General features: G+C 63.7%; 23 protein-coding genes and 1 tRNA gene. 16 read left to right on the top strand and 8 right to left on the bottom strand.

The features are described from left to right. Positions 1-5 precede the first annotated feature (5 nt). The 6 genes from ACP15I_RS06910 (at position 6) to ACP15I_RS06885 (ending at position 5,679) form a co-directional block, all read left to right on the top strand. A complete protein-coding gene (locus tag ACP15I_RS06910) occupies positions 6-818 on the top strand; it encodes a hypothetical protein (RefSeq protein ID WP_424974482.1) in 813 nt (270 codons plus the stop codon). Positions 819-836: 18 nt separating this feature from the next. Further along, positions 837-1,430, top strand: a complete 594-nt coding sequence (locus ACP15I_RS06905) for a VPLPA-CTERM sorting domain-containing protein (protein WP_424974481.1) — start codon at positions 837-839, stop codon at positions 1,428-1,430. Positions 1,431-1,753: 323 nt separating this feature from the next. After that, positions 1,754-3,511: an acetolactate synthase 3 large subunit gene (locus ACP15I_RS06900; RefSeq protein WP_424967556.1), complete on the top strand. Its 1,758-nt coding sequence runs from the start codon at positions 1,754-1,756 to the stop codon at positions 3,509-3,511. 96 nt (positions 3,512-3,607) lie between these two features. Next, positions 3,608-4,180 carry an acetolactate synthase small subunit gene (gene ilvN, locus ACP15I_RS06895; RefSeq protein ID WP_424967555.1) on the top strand — a complete coding sequence of 191 codons (573 nt, stop codon included), beginning with the start codon at positions 3,608-3,610 and terminating at the stop codon, positions 4,178-4,180. 127 nt (positions 4,181-4,307) lie between these two features. After that, a complete protein-coding gene (locus ACP15I_RS06890; protein WP_424974480.1) occupies positions 4,308-5,456 on the top strand; it encodes an aromatic ring-hydroxylating oxygenase subunit alpha in 1,149 nt (382 codons plus the stop codon). Further along, positions 5,443-5,679, top strand: a complete 237-nt coding sequence (locus tag ACP15I_RS06885) for a hypothetical protein (protein ID WP_424967553.1) — start codon at positions 5,443-5,445, stop codon at positions 5,677-5,679. The genes ACP15I_RS06890 and ACP15I_RS06885 overlap by 14 nt, the downstream gene beginning before the upstream one ends. A gap of 53 nt (positions 5,680-5,732) precedes the next feature. Here ACP15I_RS06885 and ACP15I_RS06880 read toward each other — a convergent pair whose 3' ends face one another. Beyond that, the gene (locus ACP15I_RS06880; RefSeq protein ID WP_424974478.1) at positions 5,733-5,978 is read right to left on the bottom strand and encodes an EF-hand domain-containing protein; all 246 of its coding nucleotides are present in this window, start codon (positions 5,976-5,978) and stop codon (positions 5,733-5,735) included. A gap of 237 nt (positions 5,979-6,215) precedes the next feature. Between ACP15I_RS06880 and ACP15I_RS06875 the strand changes: the two genes are divergently transcribed. Then, positions 6,216-6,761 carry an RNA polymerase sigma factor gene (locus tag ACP15I_RS06875; RefSeq protein ID WP_424974477.1) on the top strand — a complete coding sequence of 182 codons (546 nt, stop codon included), beginning with the start codon at positions 6,216-6,218 and terminating at the stop codon, positions 6,759-6,761. A gap of 118 nt (positions 6,762-6,879) precedes the next feature. On the opposite strand, the gene ACP15I_RS06870 is transcribed toward ACP15I_RS06875, so the two are convergent. From ACP15I_RS06870 to ACP15I_RS06860, 3 genes are all read right to left on the bottom strand, one after another. Further along, complete coding sequence (locus ACP15I_RS06870) at positions 6,880-7,356, bottom strand: VPLPA-CTERM sorting domain-containing protein (protein ID WP_424967550.1); 477 nt, start codon at positions 7,354-7,356, stop codon at positions 6,880-6,882. A 367-nt stretch (positions 7,357-7,723) separates the two neighbouring features. Then, complete coding sequence (locus ACP15I_RS06865) at positions 7,724-8,167, bottom strand: hypothetical protein (protein WP_424967549.1); 444 nt, start codon at positions 8,165-8,167, stop codon at positions 7,724-7,726. Positions 8,168-8,875: 708 nt separating this feature from the next. After that, complete coding sequence (locus tag ACP15I_RS06860; RefSeq protein WP_424974476.1) at positions 8,876-12,544, bottom strand: vitamin B12-dependent ribonucleotide reductase; 3,669 nt, start codon at positions 12,542-12,544, stop codon at positions 8,876-8,878. A 672-nt stretch (positions 12,545-13,216) separates the two neighbouring features. Between ACP15I_RS06860 and ACP15I_RS06855 the strand changes: the two genes are divergently transcribed. Next, positions 13,217-13,690: a hypothetical protein gene (locus ACP15I_RS06855; protein ID WP_424974475.1), complete on the top strand. Its 474-nt coding sequence runs from the start codon at positions 13,217-13,219 to the stop codon at positions 13,688-13,690. Between the two features lie 150 nt (positions 13,691-13,840). On the opposite strand, the gene ACP15I_RS06850 is transcribed toward ACP15I_RS06855, so the two are convergent. From ACP15I_RS06850 to pdxH, 4 genes are all read right to left on the bottom strand, one after another. Next, positions 13,841-13,917 (bottom strand) — tRNA-Pro (locus tag ACP15I_RS06850). A 65-nt stretch (positions 13,918-13,982) separates the two neighbouring features. Then, positions 13,983-14,480, bottom strand: coding sequence for a DUF192 domain-containing protein (locus tag ACP15I_RS06845; RefSeq protein WP_424967546.1), 498 nt, complete (start codon positions 14,478-14,480; stop codon positions 13,983-13,985). 14 nt (positions 14,481-14,494) lie between these two features. Next, positions 14,495-15,001 carry a cold-shock protein gene (locus ACP15I_RS06840; RefSeq protein WP_424967545.1) on the bottom strand — a complete coding sequence of 169 codons (507 nt, stop codon included), beginning with the start codon at positions 14,999-15,001 and terminating at the stop codon, positions 14,495-14,497. 140 nt (positions 15,002-15,141) lie between these two features. Next, complete coding sequence (pdxH, locus tag ACP15I_RS06835; RefSeq protein WP_424974474.1) at positions 15,142-15,747, bottom strand: pyridoxamine 5'-phosphate oxidase; 606 nt, start codon at positions 15,745-15,747, stop codon at positions 15,142-15,144. A 119-nt stretch (positions 15,748-15,866) separates the two neighbouring features. Here pdxH and fabI point away from each other — a divergent pair, with 119 nt between their 5' ends. From fabI to trpE, 8 genes are all read left to right on the top strand, one after another. Next, positions 15,867-16,685: an enoyl-ACP reductase FabI gene (gene fabI, locus ACP15I_RS06830; RefSeq protein ID WP_424974473.1), complete on the top strand. Its 819-nt coding sequence runs from the start codon at positions 15,867-15,869 to the stop codon at positions 16,683-16,685. Positions 16,686-16,688: 3 nt separating this feature from the next. Then, positions 16,689-17,300: a LysE family translocator gene (locus ACP15I_RS06825; protein WP_424974472.1), complete on the top strand. Its 612-nt coding sequence runs from the start codon at positions 16,689-16,691 to the stop codon at positions 17,298-17,300. Continuing rightward, the gene (locus ACP15I_RS06820) at positions 17,297-17,908 is read left to right on the top strand and encodes a LysE family translocator (protein WP_424974471.1); all 612 of its coding nucleotides are present in this window, start codon (positions 17,297-17,299) and stop codon (positions 17,906-17,908) included. Before ACP15I_RS06825 ends, ACP15I_RS06820 begins: the two co-directional genes overlap by 4 nt. Positions 17,909-17,990: 82 nt before the next feature. Then, positions 17,991-18,494, top strand: coding sequence for a xanthine phosphoribosyltransferase (gpt, locus tag ACP15I_RS06815; RefSeq protein WP_424967540.1), 504 nt, complete (start codon positions 17,991-17,993; stop codon positions 18,492-18,494). 33 nt (positions 18,495-18,527) lie between these two features. Then, the gene (locus ACP15I_RS06810; protein ID WP_424974470.1) at positions 18,528-19,544 is read left to right on the top strand and encodes a hypothetical protein; all 1,017 of its coding nucleotides are present in this window, start codon (positions 18,528-18,530) and stop codon (positions 19,542-19,544) included. Then, complete coding sequence (locus tag ACP15I_RS06805) at positions 19,541-20,734, top strand: aminotransferase (RefSeq protein WP_424974469.1); 1,194 nt, start codon at positions 19,541-19,543, stop codon at positions 20,732-20,734. Before ACP15I_RS06810 ends, ACP15I_RS06805 begins: the two co-directional genes overlap by 4 nt. Before the next feature lie 185 nt (positions 20,735-20,919). Then, complete coding sequence (locus ACP15I_RS06800; protein WP_424974468.1) at positions 20,920-22,764, top strand: SurA N-terminal domain-containing protein; 1,845 nt, start codon at positions 20,920-20,922, stop codon at positions 22,762-22,764. A gap of 61 nt (positions 22,765-22,825) precedes the next feature. Next, on the top strand, positions 22,826-24,343 hold the full coding sequence (trpE, locus tag ACP15I_RS06795; RefSeq protein ID WP_424974467.1) for an anthranilate synthase component I: 1,518 nt from the start codon (positions 22,826-22,828) through the stop codon (positions 24,341-24,343). Position 24,344 lies beyond the last annotated feature (1 nt).

The following is a 24,344-nucleotide window of genomic DNA, read 5'->3' as shown; positions in this document are numbered from 1 at the left end:
TTCGCATGATCCAGACGCTCTACCGGCAGCGCAGGCGCATTCTCGTCTGCGCGACACTCTTTACCTTAACGGCGATGGTCGGAGCCATGACAGATGGCCGGGCCCTCGCCCATGTGCCGTTCTGGGCGCCCCCAGTGGCGACACTGCTGTTCTTTGCCCTCTCTGCGGCGGGGATTGCGGGGCTGATTGCGCTAGCGCCGCAGCTTCGTCGCCTGTGCGAGGTGATTGCGCTGTTCACGCTGATCGAGACGCTGTTCATCTGGATCCAACCGGAGGCCAATGCCGCGCTGTCCAACCCCGTACTCCGGTTGGCCATAGCGGCGGCGATGATCGCATTGCTCTACCTGATCCTCTACGGGCGCCTGCTTGACCAGGTCCCTGCGCTCTTTGCCTTTGGCGCGCGCCACAAGACCCTGATCGCCGCGCCGCCCGAGCAGGTTTGGCCCGCCGTCGCGCCAAGCCCGGTTGCCCCGGCCGACCCCGATGAGAAGGACGGTGCAGGTCCCCGCCCCACCGAGCCCCCGTATCTGTGGAGCCATACCCCCGAGGCAGTGACCGTGATCCTGCTGGAACGGCCCTGGCGCTGCCGCTTTGCGGTCAAGCCCGAGGCGACGGGCCCGGGACGCGCTGCAGGGATCTTCGACATCCGCTTGCGGCCTTGCGCGCAGGGTGTGCAGCTCGAGATCGGGCTTTATCAGACCGGGATCCCTCTCGGAGAGGTGCTCCGGCTCTGGCTCGACGATGTTCTGGGCAGCGAGGGCGACCGGCTACGCGCTTGCCACAAGCGCAGGATCAGCGGTAGGTTTAATCCTTGTTAAAATCCGGAGTTATTTACCATGTTCTTTCGCATTTGCGCCACCGCACTGACCCTCGGCCTCGCGACCCCGGCTTTCGCCGCCGTCACCCCCTATTCAGACTACACTGACTTCGCCTCGCTCACGACCATCGGCGCGACCGGATTCGACATCGATACGTCCACGGATGTCTCTGGAAATACCACATTAGCGTCAAATACTGGCGAGCAAGGCGTCAGAAGCGATCCGAACGGTGGTCCCTTGGAGTTCACCGGTATTAACGGCTTCGAGGTCGGCATGACCTTCGGCAATGACCAGATGGGCAATCCCGGAACCTCCGGGATCTTCGATGTGGTGCTGGAGGCCTATTCCGGCGCAATCCTGCTCGGCAGCGTGACCGTAACCTCGAACGGAAATGACCTGTCGGACCAGTTCATCGGCTTCGGCACCACGACCGCCTTCGACCGTGTGGTTCTGGACTACAAGGCACCGGCGGACCCAAGACTGGCCCGCTTCATCACCGAGGTCCGCTTCGGTCTCGACGCACCTGCCCCGATCCCACTGCCCGCGGCCCTGCCGCTCCTGCTTCTGGGCCTTGGCGGACTGGGCCTCGCCCGCGCGCGCAAAGCCGCCTGAGCCGCAATCCCGGCACCTGCGGCGGAAAATCTTTCGCCGCAGGCTCGTGCTGCGCAACAAAACACCGCGAAAAGCCGTCCGCACGTCACTTTCTTGGCCGTTTGTCTGTTGACGCCCGTCAAACAGGCACCTAATGTCCCGCGCACGGACGGAAAGGACGCAGGAAATGCCCGCTATTGTCGTACTTGTTGGAATTTGGCGCATGGGCCGGTAACGGAAACCCTACCGATCCCCTTGCGCCCCCGAGTAAGACCGGGGGTTTTTTTATGCCCGACCGCACGAATCCAAGGCCCTGAGGCCCGCGTGAAGCAAAGGAAAAGACGATGAGCACGCAGATGACCGGCGCACAGATGGTGGTTCAAGCCCTGAGAGATCAGGGTGTCGACACGGTATTCGGCTATCCGGGCGGGGCTGTCCTTCCGATTTATGACGAGCTTTTCCAGCAATCCGACATCAAGCATATTCTGGTGCGCCACGAACAGGCCGCGACCCATGCCGCCGAGGGTTATGCCCGCGCAACCGGCAAGCCGGGCGTTGTTCTGGTGACCTCTGGCCCCGGTGCCACCAATGCAGTGACCGGGATCACGGACGCCCTGATGGACAGCATCCCCATGGTGGTGCTGTCGGGTCAGGTGCCGACCTTCATGATCGGCAATGACGCCTTTCAGGAAGCCGACACCGTGGGCATCACCCGCCCCTGCACCAAGCATAACTGGCTGGTCAAAGAGACCGACATGCTGGCCGATACCATCCATCAGGCCTTCCACGTGGCGACCCATGGCCGCCCGGGTCCGGTGCTGGTGGACATCCCCAAGGATGTGCAGTTCGCCGAAGGCAACTACACGCCACCCGCCAAGGCGGACACCCGGCATTACCAGCCGCGCGTGAAGGGCGATATCGAGGCGATCACCGCCATGGTCGAGCTGATGGAGACGGCAGAGCGCCCGATCTTCTATACCGGCGGCGGCGTGATCAATTCCGGCCCGGCGGCGAGCCAGCTTCTGCGGGAATTCGTGGCCGAAACGGGCTTTCCGATCACCTCGACCCTGATGGGGCTCGGCTCCTACCCGGCATCGGGCGAGAACTGGGTCGGCATGCTGGGGATGCACGGGCTTTATGAGGCCAATCTGGCCATGCATGGCTGTGACCTGATGCTGAATATCGGCGCACGGTTCGACGACCGGATCACCGGGCGCGTGGCTGATTTCTCGCCCAATTCTAAGAAGGTGCATGTCGACATTGATCCATCCTCGATCAACAAGGTGATCCGGACCGACGTGCCGATCATCGGCGATATCGGCCATGTGCTCGAAGACGCCCTGCGGATCTGGAAGGCGCGCGGTCGCAAGACCAACAAGGCCGGCCTGCAGAAATGGTGGGCGCAGATCGAGGAATGGCGCAAGGTCCGCTGCCTCGACTTCAAGAACTCCGAGACAACGATCAAGCCGCAATATGCCCTGCAGCGGCTCGAGGCCCTGACCAAGGACCACCCCAAGCGGTATATCGCGACCGAGGTGGGCCAACATCAGATGTGGGCCGCGCAGTATCTGGGCTTTGACGAGCCGAACCGCTGGATGACCTCGGGCGGGCTGGGCACGATGGGCTATGGCTTCCCGGCCTCGATCGGGGTGCAGGTGGCCCATCCGGACGCGCTGGTCATCAATGTGGCGGGCGAGGCCAGCTGGCTGATGAACATGCAAGAGATGGGCACTGCGATCCAGTATCGCCTGCCGGTCAAGCAGTTCATCCTGAACAACGAGCGCCTGGGAATGGTGCGCCAGTGGCAGGAGCTGCTCCATGGCGAGCGCTACAGCCATTCCTGGTCCGACGCCCTGCCCGACTTCGTGAAACTGGCCGAAGCGTTCGGTGCAAAGGGCATCCTCTGCAAGGATCCCAAGGATCTGGACGACGCGATCATGGAGATGCTGGACTATGACGGCCCGGTTCTCTTCGATTGTCTGGTCGAGAAGCACGAGAACTGCTTCCCGATGATCCCGTCGGGCGCGCCCCATAACGAGATGCTGCTGGGCGAAGCCGAGACCCAGGGCGTCATCGGCACCAAGGGCGCCGTTCTGGTGTGATCCTTTGGCTGCGGGGGCGCAATGCCCCCGCGGCCCCACCCAATTTTACGTTTCAAAGAAAAGATCAGCGCCACGCGCTGCAATGAAAGCGAACAGATGTCCCCGCTGAAGATTGAACAAGGCTCCTCGAAGCATTCCGCCTATGACCTGCGCTCCACCTTTGGGGACCATCAGGAGACCCACACGCTGGCCGTCGTTGTCGACAACGAGGCGGGGGTTCTTGCGCGGGTGATCGGGCTGTTTTCCGGGCGGGGCTACAACATCGAAAGCCTCACCGTGGCCGAGATCGACCATGAGGGGCACCGCTCGCGCATCACCATCGTGACCACGGGCACGCCGCAGGTGATCGAACAGATCAAGGCGCAGCTGGCGCGTATGGTGCCGGTGCATGAGGTCCATGACCTGACCGTCGAGGGCGCGAGCGTCGAGCGCGAATTGGCGCTCTTCAAGGTTGCGGGGACGGGCGACAAGCGGATCGAGGCCCTGCGTCTGGCAGAGATCTTTCGCGCCAATGTGGTCGACAGCACCCTCGAAAGCTTCGTCTTCGAGATCACCGGGACCCCGGCCAAGGTGGACGCCTTTGGCGATCTGATGCGCCCGCTCGGCCTGACCGAGATCGCCCGGACCGGCGTTGCCGCCCTGTCCCGCGGCCCCGGCATCCCGGACTGATCACGCCTGAGCGCGGCCGCGCTTGGGCCCGGAACATGTCGCTGTGAGAAAACCCTGGTCGGGAATTCACGCGAATTGCGCCCTTTTGAGGTTCTAAGCTTCTCCCAATCCTTGGGAGGAGCCTCTGATGACCGATTCTCTGAGCGCCGTGTGCCAGCCGATCACCTCGGCCCGTGGCCTGCCCAACGCCCATTACACCGATACGGCGCTTCATGCGCGCGAAACCGAGATCCTGCTGGCCGGGCAATGGGCCGGGCTCGCCGTGGCCTCGGATGTCCCGACCCCCGGCGATGCGGTCCCGCTAAGCTTTTGCGGTCAGCCGCTGCTGCTGATCCGGGACAAGGCCGGGCGCGTGCGCGTCTTTCAGAATGTCTGCCGCCACCGGGGCATGATCCTCGTGGATCAGCCGCGCAGGATCGAGGGCGCGATCCGCTGCCCCTATCACTCCTGGTGCTACGGCACGGATGGTCGGCTGGTCACAACACCCCATGTGGGCGGCCCCGGTCAGAACACCCATGATGCCATCGACCGCAGCCTGCTGGGTCTGATCGAGGTGCCCAGCCATATCTGGATGGACGTGGTATTCGTCAATCTCAGCGGCACCGCCCCGCCCTTCGAAGAGGTCCATGCCGATCTGATCGCCCGCTGGCGCGCGTTCGACCAGCCCCTCGCCCCCGGCGGGGCCGAGAGCCGCTTCGCGCTCCAGGTGAACTGCAACTGGAAGCTGGCCGTCGAGAATTATTGCGAAAGCTATCACCTGCCTTGGGTCCATCCCGGGCTGAACGCGATCTCGCGACTGGAAGATCACTACAATATCGAGGCGCCCGGGGCCTATTCCGGACAGGGCACCGAGGTCTATCAGCAGTTCCGTGCCCCCGATGGCACCCCCGCCTTCCCGGATTTCGAGGGTCTGTCGACGGCCTGGGACACGGCGGCGGAATACATCGCGGTCTATCCAAATGTCCTGCTGGGTGTGCACCGGGACCATGTGTTCTCGATCCTGCTGATCCCCGAGGATTGCGCGACAACCACCGAACGCGTGGCCCTGTCCTATGCGCGCCCGGATACGGCCCCGGAAATGCGGGCCGGGAATGCCGCCCAATGGAAGGCCGTCTTCGAAGAGGACATCTTCGTGGTGGAGGGGATGCAGCGCGGGCGCATGGCCAGCGGATTTGACGGCGGCGCCTTTTCTCCGGCGATGGATGGGCCCACCCATTGCTTCCACGCCTGGGCGGCGGCGGCCCTGCAGGAAGGATCGCGCCATGCTGCAGAATAAGCCCGCCTATCGTGAAGACCGCGCGCTCGACCTGGCGTTGCAGGCGGCCCATGCCCGCTCGGACAAGAAGATGCTGATCGCGCTTTATGCGGCGGCGGCTACGCGGCGGCCCGAAGCGGCGGCGTTCTTTCTGACACATGCCTATGTCTATGCGCTGGAAAGTGGCGCGGGCGATGCCGGGCCCCTGCGGGCGCGGCTCGTGGCAATGGGGGCCGAGGTCTGAACCCCGGCCCCCGCTGTGCCCCGTATGTGTGAAGTCCCGTGAGTGAGGGTGCCTTAGCCGCCTGCGGGATAGAGACCGCCATCCTGGGCCACCGCCAGCTCTGCGGCGTCGATCGCGCCATCGGCATTGGTGTCCATGGTGGTGTAGGTCTCTTCCGTCAGCGTCGGGAAACCGACGAGCAGTTCGGCGAAGGAATACATGCCGTCGCCATCCGTATCCATCTCTGTGCTCGCGCTCACGGCGGTTGCCGTTGCAATCAGAGCCGACGACGCGATCAGTCCGAGGATCATGGATTTCATTGTGTGTGTCTCCTTGAGATCAGTTTTCGAAGACCGCGTTCACCGCGCCCTTCACGTCCCTAGAGCCATTTGAGCCGCCCTTTATCCGGGCCCGGACCGCGCGCGGCCGGTGTCAGCATGGCACCGCCCAATCCCGTAGGGCGCGCGCGCAGATCTCTGCCGATCAAGCCCTGCAGAAACCCGCTCGGCAGGTTTCCTCGTATTGAGAGCCGCCCGGACAATGCGCAGCTTTGACCCATGACACAGTTAACCGCCCCTCCCCCCGCCACCACCGAGGCCGCGCTCGTGGCCCTGATCCCTGGCCTGACCCGGGCCGCCCGGGCGCTGGTGCCGTCCCAGAGCGATGCCGAGGATCTCGTGCAGGAAGCCCTGTTGCAAGTCTGGAGCCAGCAGCGCGCCGGCGCCGAGATCGAGGCCCTGCCCGCCTATGCCCGCGCCACCCTGCGCAACGCGACGCGCCGGCGCGGACGCCTGCCCGCGACCGATGCCCTGATCGAAACCGACTGGGTGAATGAAGCCGCTGAAACCGGACCGCGCCGCGTCGCCTTTGCGGATGTCATGCAGGCGATCGCCACCCTGCCGCCGGAGCAACGCACTGCGCTCACCGCCGTGGTGATCGAAGGACAGGAACCCGAGGATGTGGCGCGCCAAATGGGCGTGGCCCATGGCACGGTGCTGTCACGGCTCGCCCGGGCGCGGGCCAAGCTGCGCACCTTGTGCGAGCTCTCGGACGGCGCAGAGGCCAGCAGCCTTCTGCCGCGGCAAAGCGATGGGGATTTCTAGACGGGTCTTTTCTGTGCGCGACGACAGGCGGCTTTGCCAACCCATACCCTGAAACGAAAAACGCACCGCTCTGGGTTAACCCCAGTGCGATGCGCCTTTGTCACTTGTGGTCCTTGGATCACGCCAGCGCTTGTTGTCTCCGGCGGCGTGCCAATGTCAAACCACCTACAGCGACCGCAAGCAGCGGGAGCGACGCAGGCAGAGGAACCGGGGCGACGGTGAGAGCTTCGCCGACTAGGTAGTAGTCGTTCTCGCCGTCAGACAGGTCCGCGAAAGGTGCGGGCGTGCCATCGTTGGGTGCCGCGATAAAAATCGCGTCCTCGGTATAGAGGAAAGTCGTGTCGCCGAACACAGCCGCGACAGCGCTGCTGTCAAAGCTGAGGCCGGGACCCGCGGGCTGACCAAAGAAGACGAACCCCACCGTAAATTCTTCGACGGAGTCTGTCGCTTTCGCGAGCCCAATCGTTCCGTCGGACGTGATAGTCCCGCCGACGCCGACGGTCGCGCCGCCGACAAAAAACGAATAGGTTTTGGCTAGTGCAGGTTGCGACAACAACAACCCGACCACCGTTGCGAGTACAGAGAGTAGTTTCATGGTAGTCCTACTGGATAGTAACACATGCGACCGCCATGGTCCCCCACAACGCTCGCACACACACCTTTCATTAACCAAAGCGGCAGCTCAACGAAAGCTTTTATTTTATTGGGGAATTCAGAGCCTGAGAGCGGTAAACGCCTTATTTTTAAGCGCCTTGCGGGCAAATCCAGCCTCGGTTTCATCGCCTGTCCCCGGCGGCGAGTTCGATTGTTTCTCAGGGAATTCCCGCCCAAGGAGTGCACCTGCTACAACAGTACCGTCTAAGTTGTGTCGGCCGTCCCAACGCGTCAGGCCCCGCTCGCCCCGACTCGCTGTCCCATCATGCGCCGCAAGACGGTGCATGATGGCTGATTTCGGACAGCCCTTACTTGCTGATAGTGATCCGGCGCGCGGTCATTTCGATCCGTTCCCCGGTCATCGCCTCGGTCCATGCCACCCGCGTGGCGATACAGGGCACCTCCGTATCGCGGGCCGCGTCGACCCCTTTGACATAAGCGAATTTCACCGTGGAAAAACGCAGGCTTTTTCCGGCGAGGGAATAGCTGATCTTCCGCGTAATTTCCCGCAAGTCAGACATGACGGAACTGCTATAGCCGCCATTTTCAAAGGGCTCGACCCAGGCAATTCCGCAGACCGCAACCCGGCCCTGGTAATTCATTGCCTTTGTACCAACGACGAGCGATCCAAGATGCCCACCGTTCAACCCCATGTAAGTGAAGGTATCATCGATCTTTTCTGCGAGCGCGGGCGCAGACAGCGAAACGGACACAGCGAGCGCAGCAGAGAGTTTTGTGAGACAGTGTTTCATGGGCATCCTCAAGGAAATCTGAATTACGCAATTTCCCATCAGACCGGGGATATATTCCGACGGGATTCCATATTGAGCGCAATTCAGAATTGAAACACCTGCCCTTTTGCCGCAGGTCAAGAAAAAAGGCGACCCGAAGGCCGCCCATTGAGTTTCGCAAGTCAGGCTCGTCGTTATTACCGCCCGTGTTTTCTGCCTGCGGCCTGACCGCGTCAAAGGCGAGCGCACCCGCCTTGGATTCCGGTGGACCAAGAAGGATCCACCTAGCGGGGTGTAGCGTGTTTCCCAGAAATCACGCGGGCCCCGCCCGATTCAATTCGGCGAACTGTTCGCCAAAAGCTTACTTCTTTCTGTTCGGGCGCTGAGTCAGCGCCGAAGCAGCAGCTGTCTTTGCTGCCTTGGACGACCGCGGGTTTCGTAGAACCTTAGACGCCGCGGAGGCAGCCTTTGCGCTGGTGACTTCAGAGTTTTTTCTTCGAGACATGGTGGTCTCCTCTGTTATCCACAGACTGCTCCGAAAACTTGTGGGTAAACCCCTGAGCAAATCTGTATAAATCAGCACGCTATTGATCGCTCTGTCCGGTCATGCTCCATTTCGTTCATCGACCCGTTAGGGCCGAACAAGCTTTCCCTGCAGCGTGCTAGGCGAATGCAGGATGAGCTGGGGGGTGGTGTTGCAGCACCGCTCCCCACCAACTCTCAATTTCTTTAGCTGCAGCCCGAGGTGGCGCCGCAGGTGTTGCACTTCATGCAGGTGCCATTGCGGACCAGCGTGTAGTTGCCGCATTCGCCGCAAGCTTCGCCCTCATAGCCCTGCATCTTGGCCTTGGCTCGAGCATCCATCCCGGTGGAGACCGAGGTTACCGCGCGCACGGCCGTCATAGTGGCCACTTCGCCGCCGCCGATCGTGCCGGTCACCGGGATCTCAGCGACCGCAGGCTGTCCACCACCCTGCAACACGACCAGTTCCTGGGGCATGCGCTTGCGCAGGTAGCCGGTCGAGCTGATCTGCTTGAGCACTTCGAGTGACTTGCTCGCCGCGTTGTCGGACATCTGCTTGACGTTGGAGACGCCCTCTTCCTCGCCGCGCCCGAGATCGTCGAAGCTGGCACCGGTGGGCTGGACATGGGCCAGATCGGTCCGGTCCAGATAGCTCACCGCCAGTTCGCGGAAGATATAGTCCAGGATCGAGGTCGCATTCTTGATGCTGTCATTGCCCTGAACCATGCCGGCCGGCTCGAACTTGGTGAAGGTGAAGGCGTCCACGAACTCCTCCAGCGGCACCCCGTATTGCAGGCCGACCGAGACCGCGATGGCGAAGTTGTTCATCATCGCCCGGAAGCCCGCGCCTTCCTTGTGCATGTCGATGAAGATCTCACCGAGATTGCCGTCGGAATACTCGCCCGTCCGCAGATAGACCTTGTGGCCCCCGACAACCGCCTTCTGGGTGTACCCCTTGCGACGCTCGGGCATCTTCTCGCGATGCGAGCGGATGATCTCCTTGACCACAACCTTTTCGATGATCTTCTCGGCGACCACCTGGGCTTTCTCCATGGTGTTGCCGGTCTCGAGGATCTCGGCGGCCTCTTCATCATCCTCGACCAGGGCCGCGGCGAGCGGCTGGCTGAGCTTGGAGCCATCGCGATAGAGCGCGTTGGCCTTGGTGCCGAGCGACCAGCTCAACTCATAGGCCTTCTGGCAATCCTCGATGGTTGCGTCATTGGGCATGTTGATCGTCTTGGAGATCGCGCCCGAGATGAAGGACTGGGCCGCCGCTATCATGCGGATATGGCTGTCCACGCTGAGGAACCGCTTGCCGGTCTTGCCGCAGGGATTGGCGCAGTCAAAGACCTTGTAGTGCTCGGTCTTCAGGAAGGGCGCGCCCTCCAGCGTCATGGTCCCGCAGACATGGTTGTTGGCCGCATCGATATCCGCCCGGGGGAAGCCCAGATGGCGCAGCAGGTCAAAGGTCGGATCGTTCAGCTTCTCGGCGGGAATGCCGAGGGTCTGGGTGCAGAACTCTTCGCCCAGGGTCCACTGGTTGAACACGAAGCGGATGTCGAAGGCCGATGGCAGGGCCGCCTCGATCTTCTCGATCTGCGCCGGGCCGAAGCCGTGGCCGATCAGTGCCGTGTGGTTCACACCGGGCGCATTGCCAAGTGTGCCGTGGCCCACCGCATAGGCGATGATCTCTTCGATCTGGGCCGAGCTGTAGCCGAGCGTTTCGAGCGCTGCGGGGACAGACCGATTGATGATCTTGAAATAGCCGCCGCCGGCGAGCTTCTTGAACTTCACCAGCGCGAAGTCCGGCTCGATCCCGGTGGTGTCGCAATCCATCACGAGACCGATGGTCCCGGTCGGGGCGATCACCGTGGCCTGCGCATTGCGGTAGCCATGCTGCTCGCCCAACTCCAGCGCCTCGTCCCAGGCGGATTTCGCGAGCTCAACCAGGGTCTGGTCCGGGCAGCTTGCATGGTCCAGCGCCACCGGCTTGGTCGCCAGCGCGTCATAGCCCTCGGTCTTGCCATAGGCCGCCGTCCGGTGATTGCGGATCACGCGGAGCATGTGATCGGCGTTCTTGGCATAGCCCGGGAAGGTGCCGACTTCGGAGGCGATCTCGGCGGAGGTGGCATAGCTCACCCCTGTCATGATCGCGGTCAGCGCCCCGCAAAGTGCGCGGCCCTCATCGCTGTCATAGCCGTAGCCCATGTTCATCAGCAGGCCGCCGATATTGGCGTAGCCGAGACCAAGGGTCCGGAAGTCATAGGAGCGTTGTGCGATTTCCTTGGAGGGGAACTGCGCCATCAGCACCGAGATTTCCAGCGTCAGGGTCCAGAGACGGGCCGCATGCATGTAGCCCTCAGCGTCGAACTTGCCGTTCTTGTAGAAGGTCAGCAGGTTCATCGACGCGAGGTTACAGGCCGTATCGTCCAGGAACATGTATTCCGAGCACGGGTTGGAGCCGCGGATCGCGCCGTCTTCGGGGCAGGTATGCCAGTCATTCACCGTGTCGTGGAACTGAATGCCGGGATCGGCGCAGGCCCAGGCCGCATGACCAATCTTCTCCCACAGCTCGCGCGCCTTGATCGTCTTGGCCACCTTGCCATCGGTACGGCGCAACAATTCCCAATCCGCGTCATCCTTGACCGCCTTCAGGAAGGCATCGGTCACCCGCACGGAGTTGTTGGAATTCTGGCCGGAGACCGAGTTATAGGCCTCGCTGTCCCAATCCGTGTCATAGGTCGGAAACTCGATCGCGGCATAGCCCTGCTTGGCATAGTCGAGCACGCGCTTGATATAGGTCTCGGGGATCGACACCTTCTTGGCACCACGGATCGCCGTCTTGAGCGCTGCGTTCTTGGTCGGATCCACGGCATCCTCGCCCAGACCGTCCCATTCGCCGATGGCCGCGAAGATCTCGTTCAGCTTGGCCTCGTGCATCTTGGAGCCGGCGACGATGGAGGCAACCTTCTGCTCTTCCTTCACCTTCCAGTTCACGAACTCTTCGATATCCGGGTGGTCCGCATCGCAGATCACCATCTTGGCCGCGCGGCGCGTGGTGCCGCCCGACTTGATCGCGCCCGCAGCCCGATCGCCAATTTTGAGGAAGCCCATCAGGCCCGACGACTTGCCGCCGCCTGACAGGGCTTCCCCTTCGGCACGGAGGGAGGAGAAGTTGGTGCCCGTGCCGGAACCGTATTTGAAGAGCCGCGCCTCGCGGACCCAGAGGTCCATGATGCCGCCGTCATTCACCAGATCGTCGGCGACGGACTGGATGAAGCAGGCATGGGGCTGCGGATGCTCGTAGGACGAGGTGGATTTCGTCAGCTTGCCCGTGGCGTGGTCGACATAATAGTGACCCTGCGCCGGACCATCGATGCCGTAGGCCCAGTGCAGGCCCGTGTTGAACCACTGGGGCGAGTTCGGGGCGGCCATCTGCTTGGCCAGCATCAGCTGCATTTCGTCGAAATAGGCGCGCGCATCGGCCTCGGAGGTGAAGTATCCCCCCTTCCAGCCCCAATAGGCCCAGGCACCGGCCAGACGGCGGAACACCTGCTTGGCCGAGGTCTCGCCGCCATAGCGCTTGTCCTCGGGCATCTTGGCAAGCGCCTTGTCATCGGCCACGGACCGCCACAGGAAGGACGGCACGCCCTTCTCACGGACGGGCTTCAACGCGGCCGGGACCCCGGCCTTGCGGAAATACTTCTGCGCGATCACGTCGGAAGCCACCTGGCTCCAGGCGCTCGGCACCTCTACTTCGTCGAGCCGAAAGACGACCGTGCCGTCAGGATTGCGGATCTCCGAAGCGGTAATCGCGAAGTCGATGCCCGCGTATGCGTCTTGTCCGTCTTTGGTGAAATGGCGTTCGATTTTCATGTCTGCCCCATGCTGGCCATTTGAGTGTCGGCCATGCGGTTGTTCCGCCGTGCCGGTGATGTGTTCGTGCGAAGGAGGTCCAAGCAAATCTGTCCCTGGCCCCGAAACCGCTATGCGCCTGCAGGGTCGTATGTTGGGTCTTTGGTCTGTCTTGGAAGTGACACCAGATGTGGTGTTCGCCTCCTCCGCATACACAAACTGGCGTAGGCGGAGGGGGCCGGTCAACTACATTTTGTGACGTTTCCACGACAAAACACTATTGACGGTGGATTAACCTAGATTCGTTTGGGGCTGTGTTTGAGGGGGCAAAAATCGTTAACCGGAACACAGGGAGAATATTCATACATTCTTCACACAGGTTAACCAAAACGCCCGGTTTATCCACAGGTTGAGACCGAATCCTGGGGGCGACTCGCCCGGGGCGCGCTCGATTCGTGTGCCGCTGGCACAAGCGCCCTGAGTTCCAAGATCCAGCGGCTTAACCACGCTTGTTAACGAAACGCCCAAAAAAAACGCAACGTCACGGGAGTTGTGTGAACTAGTACCTTAAAAAAAACACAAAGTTTTACTAAATCCTGTATCCAGAGCGCCGTGTATTGGTTCGCACGGTCTCAGTTTTGTAACGAGTGAGACTGTTTGATGACTCTTAACCCTCTCCGCCCCCTGGCGGTCATGGCGATGTGCGCCCTGACCAGTCCAGCCTCTGCCGTGGTGGTCGCCCATGACGCGCAGGGGGCTTATCTCGCGGTGACCAAGGACGCCTATATCGGGGGCAAGTATGCCTTTCCGGTTGCGGCGCGGGCTCCGGCCCCTGTCCCCGTGGCAACACCATTGACGCCCGCGCCCGCCGTGCCGGCCATCGACCCCGTGGTCGTGGCCGTTCTGGCCGGCATCCTGATCGCCATTCTCGTGCTGAATGGTGGGGATGACGATGGCTCCACCAGCGTGGCCGACACGATCATGCCCGATCCGACGCCGCCCGCCGAGGAGCCGCCCTTCTTTCCGCCCTTCGAAGAGCCCCCCACGCCCGCGAGCCAGGAAGAACGCCCGACGCCCGAGGTGCCCCCGGTGCCGCTGCCGCCTGCGCTGCTGCTGCTGCTCTCGGCACTTGGCGGCTTGGCCTTGCGCAAACGCCTGTCCGCCTGATCCCCGGGGGCGGTGTTTGCCGCCTCGGATCAGGCCGTCGCTCAAACCGTCGAAGGACCACCATCGCGTGAAAGGCGCACGTGCCGAGGCCCGGTCCATCCATATTACCGGATGTGCCGTTAGAAAGGCCGTTGCGGTGGAGTTTGCTGATGGTCGGGACGGCAAGATTCGAACTTGCGACCTACGGTACCCAAAACCGTCGCGCTACCAGGCTGCGCTACGCCCCGACGAGGCAGTGCTTAGCTTCCTTGACCGGGATTGAAAAGCGCGATTTCGCCGGGATGCAGCGGGATCAGTCGTCGCATGGCCAAGCGGCCGTACTCTGGTCAAAGGACGGATGCTGCAGCAGCGTGCCCGCCGCGATGCCGTATTGCAGCGCGAGCCCGCCATTGATCTCAAGCACCGCAAGGATGTTGTCGCCGCCAAAGATCGGGGTTTCATCCAGCGGCACGGCGTTGGAATGCACCCGCTGCACGATCCCGGTTTTGTCGACAAAGATCATGTCGAGCGGGATCAGAGTGTTGCGCATCCAGAACGACACCGATTGCGGCCGCTCATAGACAAAGAGCATGCCAGCGCGCTGGGGCATACTTTCGCGGAACATCAGTCCCCGGCCCCGCTCCGCATCGTCATCGGCCAGCTCGATCGTGAACTGCGCCTGCCCCCAGGGCCCCTGCAGGGTCACGCGGTCCGGCGCACAAGCCGCATGGGCAGCCCCGCCCAGACACAGCGCGGCACAGATCGCCACATACCGCAAAGCCCGCGCGCCAAAGGCACCCAGGTCCGGCATTGTCAGATACGAGATCATTCGGATTGCGCGGCGTCCCAGCTCAGCACCTCGAGCGCGAGGCTCCCGCGCTCGCTTTCGCCGATGCGCACGGCCACGGCTTCGCCCGCCTGCAGGTCCGAAAAACCGCAACGGCGCAGCACGTCCATATGCACGAAGATGTCTTCATCCCCGCCAAAGACGTTCAGAAAGCCGAAGCCCTTGACCTTGTCGAACCATTTGACTCGGCCCGGCACCATGGGAACGTCATCGAAGTTCTGCGCAGCCCCCAACGGGCCCGAGACATCCTCATCGAGTTCCGGCGGGGTGATTGCTACCACTTCCACGGCTTGAACGCCGCGGGGGGTCTCCTGCACACGGATCTGGATCTGCGCACCGTCGGCGACCGAGCTTTGCCCGAAATTCCGCAAGACATTGGCATGCAGCAAAATATCGGGGCCATCCGCCTCGCCAACCACAAAGCCGAAGCCCTTTTTAGGGTCAAACCATTTGACGGTCCCGTAAACAACTGGACTGCTAGTCATAGGCTTCTGCACGGCAGTGATCCGGGTTACGCAAGGTTAAGTCAGGGAGTGGTCCTGATTTGTTAATGGTCACATGTGTTAACGGTGCGTGCAACAAAAACTTTGTCTTTCAAAGGGGTTGCGCGGGGTGCGCCGCCAAGTTACGGGTTCAACCGGTTGATTTTCCAAGTTTTTTCATCATTCTCGCGGACCCACCGAAAACGATCATGTAACCGGAAATCGCCATCGGCCCAAAACTCCATTTCGACCGGGCGCAACCGATACCCGCCCCAGAAGGGAGGCCGTTCCGGAGAAAGCCCCTTTTCAAGACCGATTTTCGCAACTTTCGCCATCAGACTGCCGCGGCTCTCGAGGGGCTTGGATTGCTCGGAGGCCCAGGCGCCGATGCGGCTCTGCAGCGAACGGCTGTTGTAATAGGCGTCGGCCTTGGGCCCGTCCTCGCGGGTGATCGGTCCGCGGACGCGGATCTGCCGGTGCAGGGACTTCCAATGCATGACAAAGGCCGCCTGCCCCGCGCTGTCGATCTCCTGCGCCTTGGCCGAGCCGTAATTGGTGTAGAAGACGAAGGCATCCGCCTCGATCTCTTTCAGCAGAACCATACGCACATTGGGCAGGCCGGCGGCGTCGACCGTGGCCAGAGCGATGGCGTTGGGATCGTTGGGCTCGCTCGCCTCGGCCTCGGCCAGCCAGGCGCGCGCCAGAGCAAATGGATCCTCTCCTGCAAATATCCCGGTGCGTTCCGCCATCTCAGCCTCTGTTGCCTTGCTGCAGTGTTCCGCTGGTATGTGGCACAGCGTTCCCTTGAAGCAAAGAACTTGATCGCCTAAACGGTGCCGAATTGCATGCGGCGGACAAGGGACGACAGATGTCAACGGGATTGATGCACGGAAAACGCGGCCTGATCATGGGGCTCGCCAACGACAAGTCGATCGCCTGGGGCATCGCAAAGGCCCTGGCCGACCAGGGTGCCGAAATGGCCTTTACCTATCAGGGTGATGCGTTTCGCAAGCGGGCCGAGCCTTTGGCGGCCGAGCTGGGGGTGACCGAGCTCTTTGACTGCGATGTGAGCGATCCGGCCTCGCTGGACGCGGTGTTCGACGGTCTGGCCGAGCGCTGGGGCAAGCTGGACTTCGTGGTCCACGCCATCGGGTTCTCGGACAAGTCCGAGCTGCGCGGGCGCTATGTCGACACCAGTGCGGACAATTTCCGCATGACCATGGATATCTCGGTCTATTCCTTCACCGCCGTGTGCCAGCGCGCCGAGAAGCTGATGACCGACGGCGGCTCGCTCCTGACGCTGACCTATTACGGTGCCGAGAAGGTGATGCCGCATTATAATGTGATGGGCATCGCGAAATCCGCGCTGGAAACCAGCGTGCAGTATCTGGCCGAGGATCTCGGCAAGCAGAACATCCGCGTCAACGCCATCAGCGCGGGCACGATCAAGACCCTGGCTGCCTCGGGCATCGGCGATTTCCGCTACATCATGAAGTGGAACGAGCTCAACGCCCCCCTGCGCCGGACGGTGACACAGGATGAGGTCGGCAAATCGGCGCTCTATTTCCTGTCGGATCTGTCGAGCGCGGTGACCGGCGAGGTGCATCACGTGGATGCAGGCTATCACGTCGTCGGCATGAAGGCGGTGGACGCCCCGGATATCGATGCGGTGACAGGCCGGAAGTAAGCGATGGAGCTGTCCCAGTTCCTCGCCTTCAACGCCGCTTTGCTGGTGGCGATGGCGAGCCCGGGGCCGGCCCTTCTGGTGCTGACGCAGACCGCCATCTCGGTGGACCGGCGCAGCGCGATCTGGACAGGCATCGGGCTGGGCAGCATGGCCGCGCTCTGGACGCTGGCGGCCCTTCTGGGGCTCGACCTTCTCTTTGCGCTCTTTCCGGCCTCCTATCTGGTGATGAAAACCCTCGGGGCGCTCTACCTGATCTGGATCGCCTGGGGGACCTGGAAGACCGCCAAGGCCCCACTCGGCGCCGTGCCCCGCGTGACGCCGCGCCGGGCCTTTCGCCGGGGGGTCACGGTGAATTTCGCCAATCCGAAATCCGTGCTCTTTGCGTCAGGCGTTCTGGTGGTGATCTTCCCGCCCGACCTCGGCGCAGCCCAGATCGCCTTTGTCGCGCTCAACCACCTCATGATGGAGATCGCGGTCTATAGCGTGCTGGCGGTTGCGCTCAGCCGACCGCGGGCGCGCCGCGCCTATCAGGCGGCAAAAACCCATCTCGACCGGCTGACGGCGGCGGTGCTGGGCGGGCTTGGTCTGCGCCTCTTGCTGGACAGGACGCCATGACACTGGCGGCCTTTGCCTCTATCGCATTGATCCATCTGATGGCCGCGATTAGTCCCGGCCTCTCTTTCGTGGTGATCACACGCGTGGCCGCCGCCGAGGGTTTGAAGTCCGCCCTTGCCCTTGCTGTCGCCTTTGGTGCGGGTGCGATGATTTGGGCGGGTACCGCGCTCTTCGGTCTGGCCCTCGTATTCCAGGTCATGCCCGTCCTCCTGACCGTTCTGAAATTTGCCGGCGCGGGGTTCCTCCTCTTTGTGGCCTTCATGATGTGGCGCCACGCGCCCGACCCGCTGCCGGCGCTGTCGAGCGGACGCGCCCGCTCCCTCTGGTCGGTGTTTCGCTTCGGGCTCGTGACCCAGTTGTCGAACCCCAAAGTGCCGGTCTTCTTCGGCGCGGTTTTCATCGGCATCCTGCCTGCCGATGCGACCGGGCTCGAGATGGCGCTGGTGCTCCTCTCGGTCTTCGTGGTCGAAACCGGCTGGTACATGATCGTGGCGCGGCTCTTTTCCTTGCCTGCGCCCCGGGCGCTCTATCTGCGAATGAAATGCGTCTCGGACCGGGTGCTGAGCGTGGCGCTGGCCACGGTTGGCGCCCGCATCGCCCTGACCTGAGGCCGGACCGCGCCAAGAGCAGTGGCAACTTCACGCAACCTGTCATAGAGACACAACAAGAGCACTGGGGACGGAGAGGGATATGACCGACCAACTGCCGCATGAAAAAGGGTTTCACGTCAGCTGGGACCAGATCCACCGGGACAGCCGGGCGCTGGCCTGGCGGCTGGACAAGCGCGGCCCGGGCGAGGATGGCGCCTGGCGCATGATCCTTGCGATCACCCGTGGCGGCATGGCTCCGGCGATGATCGTGGCGCGTGAGCTGGACATCCGGCAGGTCGGCACGATCTCGGTGCAGTCCTATCACCACCAGACCCAGGGCCAGACCACCGTGCTCAACGAGCCCGATGCCGGGCTTATGGGCGATGGCACCGGCGTGCTGGTCATCGACGATCTGGTCGATAGCGGCCGCACCCTCGAAGTGGTGCGCGCCAAGTATCCCAAAGCGCATTTTGCCACCGTCTACGCCAAGCCCAAGGGCGAGCCCATGGTGGACACCTTCATCACCGGCGTGAGCCAGGATACGTGGATTTTCTTTCCCTGGGACATGGCCCTGCAATATGTTGAGCCCTATCGCGGCGCATAACAGCGCCGCAGACCAGAGGAGCTTGCAACACCCATGGCCCCCTATACGCGACGCCAGATGATCCAGGCCACTGCGGCTGCCTCCGTGGCGGGGCCCGCCATGGGGGCCGCGACAGTCTATCCGGATTGCAGCGATCTTTACGTGATCATGGCGCGGCTGCACCCCAGCCTGCCTGCGGACACTCCGGACACGGTTGCCGAGTTCTCGGTCACCGGGGACAAGGATGATGAGGATATCCTGCGCAACACGCGCCTGTCCCATTACACCCTGCGCCGGAGCAGTATCTCGCGCGACTTGCTGTTTGAGGGGCAACGCCCGAATGTCGATGTCTCGCAGGCCTCGCTGTCCTACGAGTTTCAGCCCGATGCCGCGACGCCCGAGATGATGGTGATCAGCTGGCCCTCCGCAGGATCCGAGGAGCTGTCCGAAAAACGGGCCGCGCTGCGGGGAAAATTCCCTGTGACCGTCAGGGTCGATGACGGAGCGGTGCAGACGATCACGGCGGCCACCCGGAGCGGGAGGAGCCACATTCCCTTGCCCTGGGACGGAACGCACCTGGTGGATGGCCGAAAGCTTGAGGTACGGATCGCGGCCATGGGCTTCGAGATGACTGCTCTGTTCGACACGCGCCACCTGTCACCGACCATTCCCATTGCCCGCCAGAAGGCCAATGCCCACGCGGTTTTTGCCGCAACCGCCGGGGGCTGCAAGCCCGCCTGCGTGATGACCTCGGCGGCCGTGGACCTGCTCGGGCGCCCGGATGACTGCTTCGAGTTGAGCCAGATGCGTGCCCTGCGCGCGCGCTTTCCGGAGCGTTCGGATGTGGTCGAGGCCTATATCCATGCCTCCAACGATCTTCTGGCGCGCGGTCAGGGCGTCGCGCTGCGCAGCGCCATCCTGATATTCTACGCGCTGATCGTCTGGCCCACAGCCCTGCTCATGGCCGCGCGCCTCTATCGCGGTGCCGGGCTCTACTATCTGGCGGGCTTCACATGTCTCTGCCGCCTCTTCCGCGTCGCGCCGCCCCCACCCCCCGGGTCACTGCCATGACCCACGCGCATCTCGCCCCGAGCATGACCGCCACCCAGTCCCCGCCTGTGATGGAGGCGCGGCGCTGGCTCGCCGCTGCCAGCCTGCCGGCAGGTCTGGAACTGCTCAATGTCAGCCAGGCCGCCCCGGTGGCACCGCCGCCCGCCCCCCTGCGCGCCGCCATGATCGCGGCCATCGAGGACGATGATGGCAGCCACCTCTACGGCCCCGTCCTCGGTCTGCCCGCGCTGCGCGACACCCTCGCCGCGTCGATGACACGGCGCTATGGCGGCCCCGTCTCGGACCAGCAGATCGGCATCACCTCGGGCTGCAATCAGGCTTTCGCCGCCGTGATCTCCACCCTGGCCGCGCCGGGCGACAATGTGATCCTGCCGGTGCCATGGTATTTCAACCACCAGATGTGGCTGCAGATGACCGGGGTGGAGCCTCGGGCGCTCGATACCGGACCGAGCCTTCTGCCGGACCCCGAGGCCGCTGCCGCGCTCATCGATGCGCGCACCCGGGCCATCGTGCTCGTCAGCCCGAACAATCCCTGCGGCACCGAATATCCCGACATCCTGCTCGCAGCCTTCCGCGACCTCGCCGCCGCCCATGGGCTGGCCCTGATCGTGGACGAAACCTATCGCGACTTCGACAGCCGCGCGGGCGCGCCCCATAGCCTGTTGCAGGATCCCGACTGGGACGAGACGGTGATCTCGCTCTACTCCTTCTCCAAGGCCTACCGGCTGACCGGCCACCGCGTCGGGGCCATCGCCACCTCCCCCGCGCGCCTCGCCCAGGTCGAGAAATTTCTGGATACGGTGCAGATCTGCGCCCCGCAGCTGGGACAGCGCGCCGCCCTCTGGGGGCTGCAGCATCTCGATGACTGGCTCGCCGGGGAACGGGCGGAAATCCTCGCCCGCCGCGCCGCGATGGAGGCCGCCTTCCGGGACTTGCCGGATTGGGACCTGCCGGGCTGCGGCGCCTATTTCGGCTATGCCCGCCACCGGCTGGGGATCGCCTCGGATGCGCTGGCGGAACGCATGGTCTCGGATATCGGCGTTTTGGCCTTGCCGGGCACCATGTTCGCCCCCCAAGGCGCCGCGCGCGGCCGGCAGGAAATGCGCTTTGCATTCGCCAATATCGACGCCCAGGGCATCTCCGCCCTCGCAGACCGGCTCGCCGGTTACGCGCCCGTCTCCCGATCTTAAGTCCGGAAATATCCCGGGGGTTTGGGGGCTGGCCCCCAATCCGCCCGTCCCACGCGTCTTTGCCGCGGAATTGACGCGCCACGCCCGCCATCCGCTTGCCGCCATCGGCGCAACCCCCTAAACACATCGCACCACGTTATCTGCGCCGACCCAACGCCGGATCCGCTCGAGGAGAGACCAACGCCATGAAGGGTAAAACCTCCAACATCTTCATGTTCATTCTGATGGGCCTTCTGATCCTCGGGCTTGCGGGCTTCGGTGTCTCCAGCTTCGGCGGCTCCAACTCGCAAGTGGCCAGCGTGGGCGATACGGAGATCACCGTCACCGATTACGGCCGCGCCCTGCAGAACCAGCTCCGCTCGGCGGCGCAGCAATCGGGCCGCGCGGTGCCCATGGCCGAGGCGCGGCAGATCGGGCTCGATCGACAGGTTCTCGCCCAACTCGTGAACACCGCCGCCATCGACAACGAAGCCGCCAAGATGGGAATCTCCGTCGGGGATGAACGGGTGGCTGAACGGGTCCAGCAAATCCCGGCCTTTTCCGGGCTGAACGGCGCCTTTGACCGCGAGGCCTATACCTTCACCCTGCAATCGAGCGGCCTGACACCCGAGCAGTTCGAGGCCCGCATCCGCAACGAGGCCGCCCGCAACCTGCTGCAGAATGCCGTGGCGGGGGCGCTGCGCGTGCCCGAGACCTATACCGAGACGCTGTTCGACTTCATCGGCGCGCGGCGCGATTTCACCTGGGCCGTGCTCGCGGCCGAAGACGTCACACTCGACATTCCCGAACCGACCGACAGCGACTTGCAGGCCCATCACGAGGCCAATGCGGCGGAGTTCACCCTGCCTGAAACCCGCGAGATCACCTATGTCCTGCTCAGCCCCGAGATGATGCTCGACGAGGTTGCCCCCAGCGAGGCAGACCTGCGGCAGGCCTATGACGCGGCTGCCAGCATCTACCAGCGCCCGGAACGGCGCCTGATCGACCGGCTAGTTTTCAACTCCGACAGCGAGGCGGCGGAGGCGCTTGCCGCGATCACCGATGGCAGTCAGGACTTCGATGCCCTGCTCGCCGCGCGCGGTCTGAGCCTCGATGATGTGGATCAGGGCGAAGTGACCCGCGCCGATCTGGAGGACGAGGTCGCCGAGGCCGTGTTCGGCCTGACCCAGACCGGCGTTGTCGGCCCCCTGCCCTCGCCCCTCGGTCCCGCGCTCTACCGCGTCAATGCCCTGCTCGCCGCCCAGATCACCAGCTTCGAAGAGGCCCGCGAAGAGCTGACCGCGACCCTTGCGGGGGATGCGGCTCGCCGCGCCGTGGCCGACGAGATCGAAGCGCTCGATGATCTGCTGGCCGGTGGGGCCACCCTCGAAGAGCTTGCCGCCGATACCCCGGCGGAGCTGGGCTCTCTCTCGCTGGCCGCGGGCAGCACCGAAGGCATCGCCGCCTATCCGGAGGTCCAGGAGGCGGTTCAATCCCTGCGCGATGGCGACTTCCCGGAAATCTCGATCCTCGATGACGGGGGTGTCTTCGCCCTGCGTCTTGATGGGATCACCCCGCCCCGGCTCCAGCCGCTTGAAGAGATCCGCGATACCGTCGCCGAGCATTGGCGCGCCGCGCAGATCGACGCCGCCCTGATGACCGAGGCCGAGGCCTTGGCCGAGCGGTTGCGCGCGGGCGAGAGCTTTGCCGCGCTGGGTCTCACCCCCCGGGTCGAGGACGCCCTCACCCGTGAGGCCTTCATCGAAGAAACGCCGCCCAGCCTCGTGACCGAGGTCTTCGCGCTCGACGCCACCGATGCGGTCGCCCTCGTGCCCGGCAATGGCGCGGTCTATCTGGCTCAACTCGATGGCATCCTGCCCCCGGATGACGCGGATCCCGATGCGGAGTTCCTGCAAGGCGTGCTCGGCCAGAGCATCAACCAGGGCCTCGTCGAGGACATCTTCACCGCCTATGCCACCGCGCTTCAGATCGAGGCGGGCATCACCATCAATCAAGCCGCCATCGACGCGGTGCAGGCCCAGTTCCCCTGACCCTGCTGCGGCGGGCCCGGCCCGCCGACCGCCCGAGCCCCTGCCAGAACGAGACCGCGCCATGGCCCTGATCCCAGATTACGACGCCTTCGAGGCCGCCTATGCCGAGGGCCGCAACCAGGTGGTCTATACCCGGCTGGCCGCTGATCTCGACACGCCGGTCTCGCTGATGCTCAAGCTCGCCGGGGCCCGCAAGGACAGCTTCATGCTGGAATCCGTGACGGGCGGCGAGGTGCGCGGACGCTATTCGGTCGTAGGGCTGAAGCCGGATGTGATCTGGGAATGCCGGGGCGAGACCGCGCGGATCAACCGCTCGGCCCGGTTTGACGCCGACGCCTTCGAGACGCTGGAGGCCGATCCGCTGACTGCCCTGCGCAGCCTGATCGCCGAGAGCCGGATCGACATGCCCGATGACCTGCCCCCGATCGCTGCCGGGCTGTTTGGCTATCTCGGCTATGACATGATCCGGCTGGTGGAGCATCTGCCCAATGTGAACCCTGACCCGCTCGGCCTGCCCGATGCGGTGCTGGTGCGCCCCTCGGTCGTCGCCGTGCTGGATGGGGTGAAGGGTGAGGTCACCGTGGTCTCGCCGGTCTGGGCGAGCTCCGGTCAATCGGCCCGCGCCGCCTATGCTCAGGCCGCCGAGCGGGTGATGGACGCGGTGCGCGACCTCGAACGGGCCGCCAGCAGCGAGAGCCGCGATCTGGGCGAGACCGCCGAGCTGGGCGCGCCCGTGTCGAACTTCACCCATCAGGGTTATCTGGACGCGGTCGAGACAGCCAAGGACTATATCCGCGCGGGCGACATCTTTCAGGTCGTCCCATCCCAGCGCTGGACGCAGGACTTTCCCCTGCCGCCCTTCGCGCTCTATCGCAGCTTGCGGCGCACCAATCCGTCGCCGTTCATGTTTTACTTCAATTTCGGCGGGTTCCAGATCGTCGGCGCCTCGCCCGAGATCCTTGTCCGGGTCTTTGGGCGCGAGGTCACGATCCGGCCCATCGCCGGCACCCGTCCGCGTGGCAAGACACCGGCCGAAGACAAGGCCTTTGAGGAGGATCTGCTGGCAGACGCCAAGGAGCTGGCCGAGCACCTGATGCTGCTCGATCTGGGGCGCAACGATACGGGCCGGGTCAGCAAGATCGGCACCGTGCGCCCGACCGAAGAGTTCATCATCGAGCGCTACTCCCACGTGATGCACATCGTCTCGAACGTGGTCGGGGAGCTGTCCGAGGATCACGACGCGCTCTCGGCCTTGCTGGCAGGCCTGCCCGCCGGGACCGTCTCCGGCGCCCCCAAGGTCCGCGCGATGGAGATCATCGACGAACTGGAGCCGGAAAAGCGCGGCGTCTATGGCGGTGGCTGCGGGTATTTTGCGGCCAATGGCGACATGGATATGTGTATCGCCCTGCGCACGGCGGTGGTGAAGGACGACAAGCTCTACATCCAGGCTGGCGGCGGCGTCGTCTTTGACAGCGACCCCGAGGCCGAGTTCCAGGAAACCGTCAACAAGTCCAAGGCGATCCGCACGGCAGCCGAACAGGCCGGGCTCTTCGCCAACGGCGCGCAGGGCAACGGCTAGG

This window comes from Dinoroseobacter sp. S124A (genome assembly GCF_049801015.1).
Taxonomy (GTDB): domain Bacteria; phylum Pseudomonadota; class Alphaproteobacteria; order Rhodobacterales; family Rhodobacteraceae; genus Dinoroseobacter.
This window is presented reverse-complemented; position numbering and strand designations above follow the sequence as displayed.

Bases quoted from the DNA above. Each gene is read 5' to 3' on its own strand.
- ACP15I_RS06910 (WP_424974482.1), top strand. From the start codon at position 6: ATGATCCAGACGCTCTACCGGCAGCGCAGGCGCATTCTCGTCTGCGCG.
- ACP15I_RS06905 (WP_424974481.1), top strand. From the start codon at position 837: ATGTTCTTTCGCATTTGCGCCACCGCACTGACCCTCGGCCTCGCGACC.
- ACP15I_RS06900 (WP_424967556.1), top strand. From the start codon at position 1,754: ATGAGCACGCAGATGACCGGCGCACAGATGGTGGTTCAAGCCCTGAGA.
- ilvN (WP_424967555.1), top strand. From the start codon at position 3,608: ATGTCCCCGCTGAAGATTGAACAAGGCTCCTCGAAGCATTCCGCCTAT.
- ACP15I_RS06890 (WP_424974480.1), top strand. From the start codon at position 4,308: ATGACCGATTCTCTGAGCGCCGTGTGCCAGCCGATCACCTCGGCCCGT.
- ACP15I_RS06885 (WP_424967553.1), top strand. From the start codon at position 5,443: ATGCTGCAGAATAAGCCCGCCTATCGTGAAGACCGCGCGCTCGACCTG.
- ACP15I_RS06880 (WP_424974478.1), bottom strand. From the start codon at position 5,978: ATGAAATCCATGATCCTCGGACTGATCGCGTCGTCGGCTCTGATTGCA.
- ACP15I_RS06875 (WP_424974477.1), top strand. From the start codon at position 6,216: ATGACACAGTTAACCGCCCCTCCCCCCGCCACCACCGAGGCCGCGCTC.
- ACP15I_RS06870 (WP_424967550.1), bottom strand. From the start codon at position 7,356: ATGAAACTACTCTCTGTACTCGCAACGGTGGTCGGGTTGTTGTTGTCG.
- ACP15I_RS06865 (WP_424967549.1), bottom strand. From the start codon at position 8,167: ATGAAACACTGTCTCACAAAACTCTCTGCTGCGCTCGCTGTGTCCGTT.
- ACP15I_RS06860 (WP_424974476.1), bottom strand. From the start codon at position 12,544: ATGAAAATCGAACGCCATTTCACCAAAGACGGACAAGACGCATACGCG.
- ACP15I_RS06855 (WP_424974475.1), top strand. From the start codon at position 13,217: ATGGCGATGTGCGCCCTGACCAGTCCAGCCTCTGCCGTGGTGGTCGCC.
- ACP15I_RS06845 (WP_424967546.1), bottom strand. From the start codon at position 14,480: ATGCCGGACCTGGGTGCCTTTGGCGCGCGGGCTTTGCGGTATGTGGCG.
- ACP15I_RS06840 (WP_424967545.1), bottom strand. From the start codon at position 15,001: ATGACTAGCAGTCCAGTTGTTTACGGGACCGTCAAATGGTTTGACCCT.
- pdxH (WP_424974474.1), bottom strand. From the start codon at position 15,747: ATGGCGGAACGCACCGGGATATTTGCAGGAGAGGATCCATTTGCTCTG.
- fabI (WP_424974473.1), top strand. From the start codon at position 15,867: ATGTCAACGGGATTGATGCACGGAAAACGCGGCCTGATCATGGGGCTC.
- ACP15I_RS06825 (WP_424974472.1), top strand. From the start codon at position 16,689: ATGGAGCTGTCCCAGTTCCTCGCCTTCAACGCCGCTTTGCTGGTGGCG.
- ACP15I_RS06820 (WP_424974471.1), top strand. From the start codon at position 17,297: ATGACACTGGCGGCCTTTGCCTCTATCGCATTGATCCATCTGATGGCC.
- gpt (WP_424967540.1), top strand. From the start codon at position 17,991: ATGACCGACCAACTGCCGCATGAAAAAGGGTTTCACGTCAGCTGGGAC.
- ACP15I_RS06810 (WP_424974470.1), top strand. From the start codon at position 18,528: ATGGCCCCCTATACGCGACGCCAGATGATCCAGGCCACTGCGGCTGCC.
- ACP15I_RS06805 (WP_424974469.1), top strand. From the start codon at position 19,541: ATGACCCACGCGCATCTCGCCCCGAGCATGACCGCCACCCAGTCCCCG.
- ACP15I_RS06800 (WP_424974468.1), top strand. From the start codon at position 20,920: ATGAAGGGTAAAACCTCCAACATCTTCATGTTCATTCTGATGGGCCTT.
- trpE (WP_424974467.1), top strand. From the start codon at position 22,826: ATGGCCCTGATCCCAGATTACGACGCCTTCGAGGCCGCCTATGCCGAG.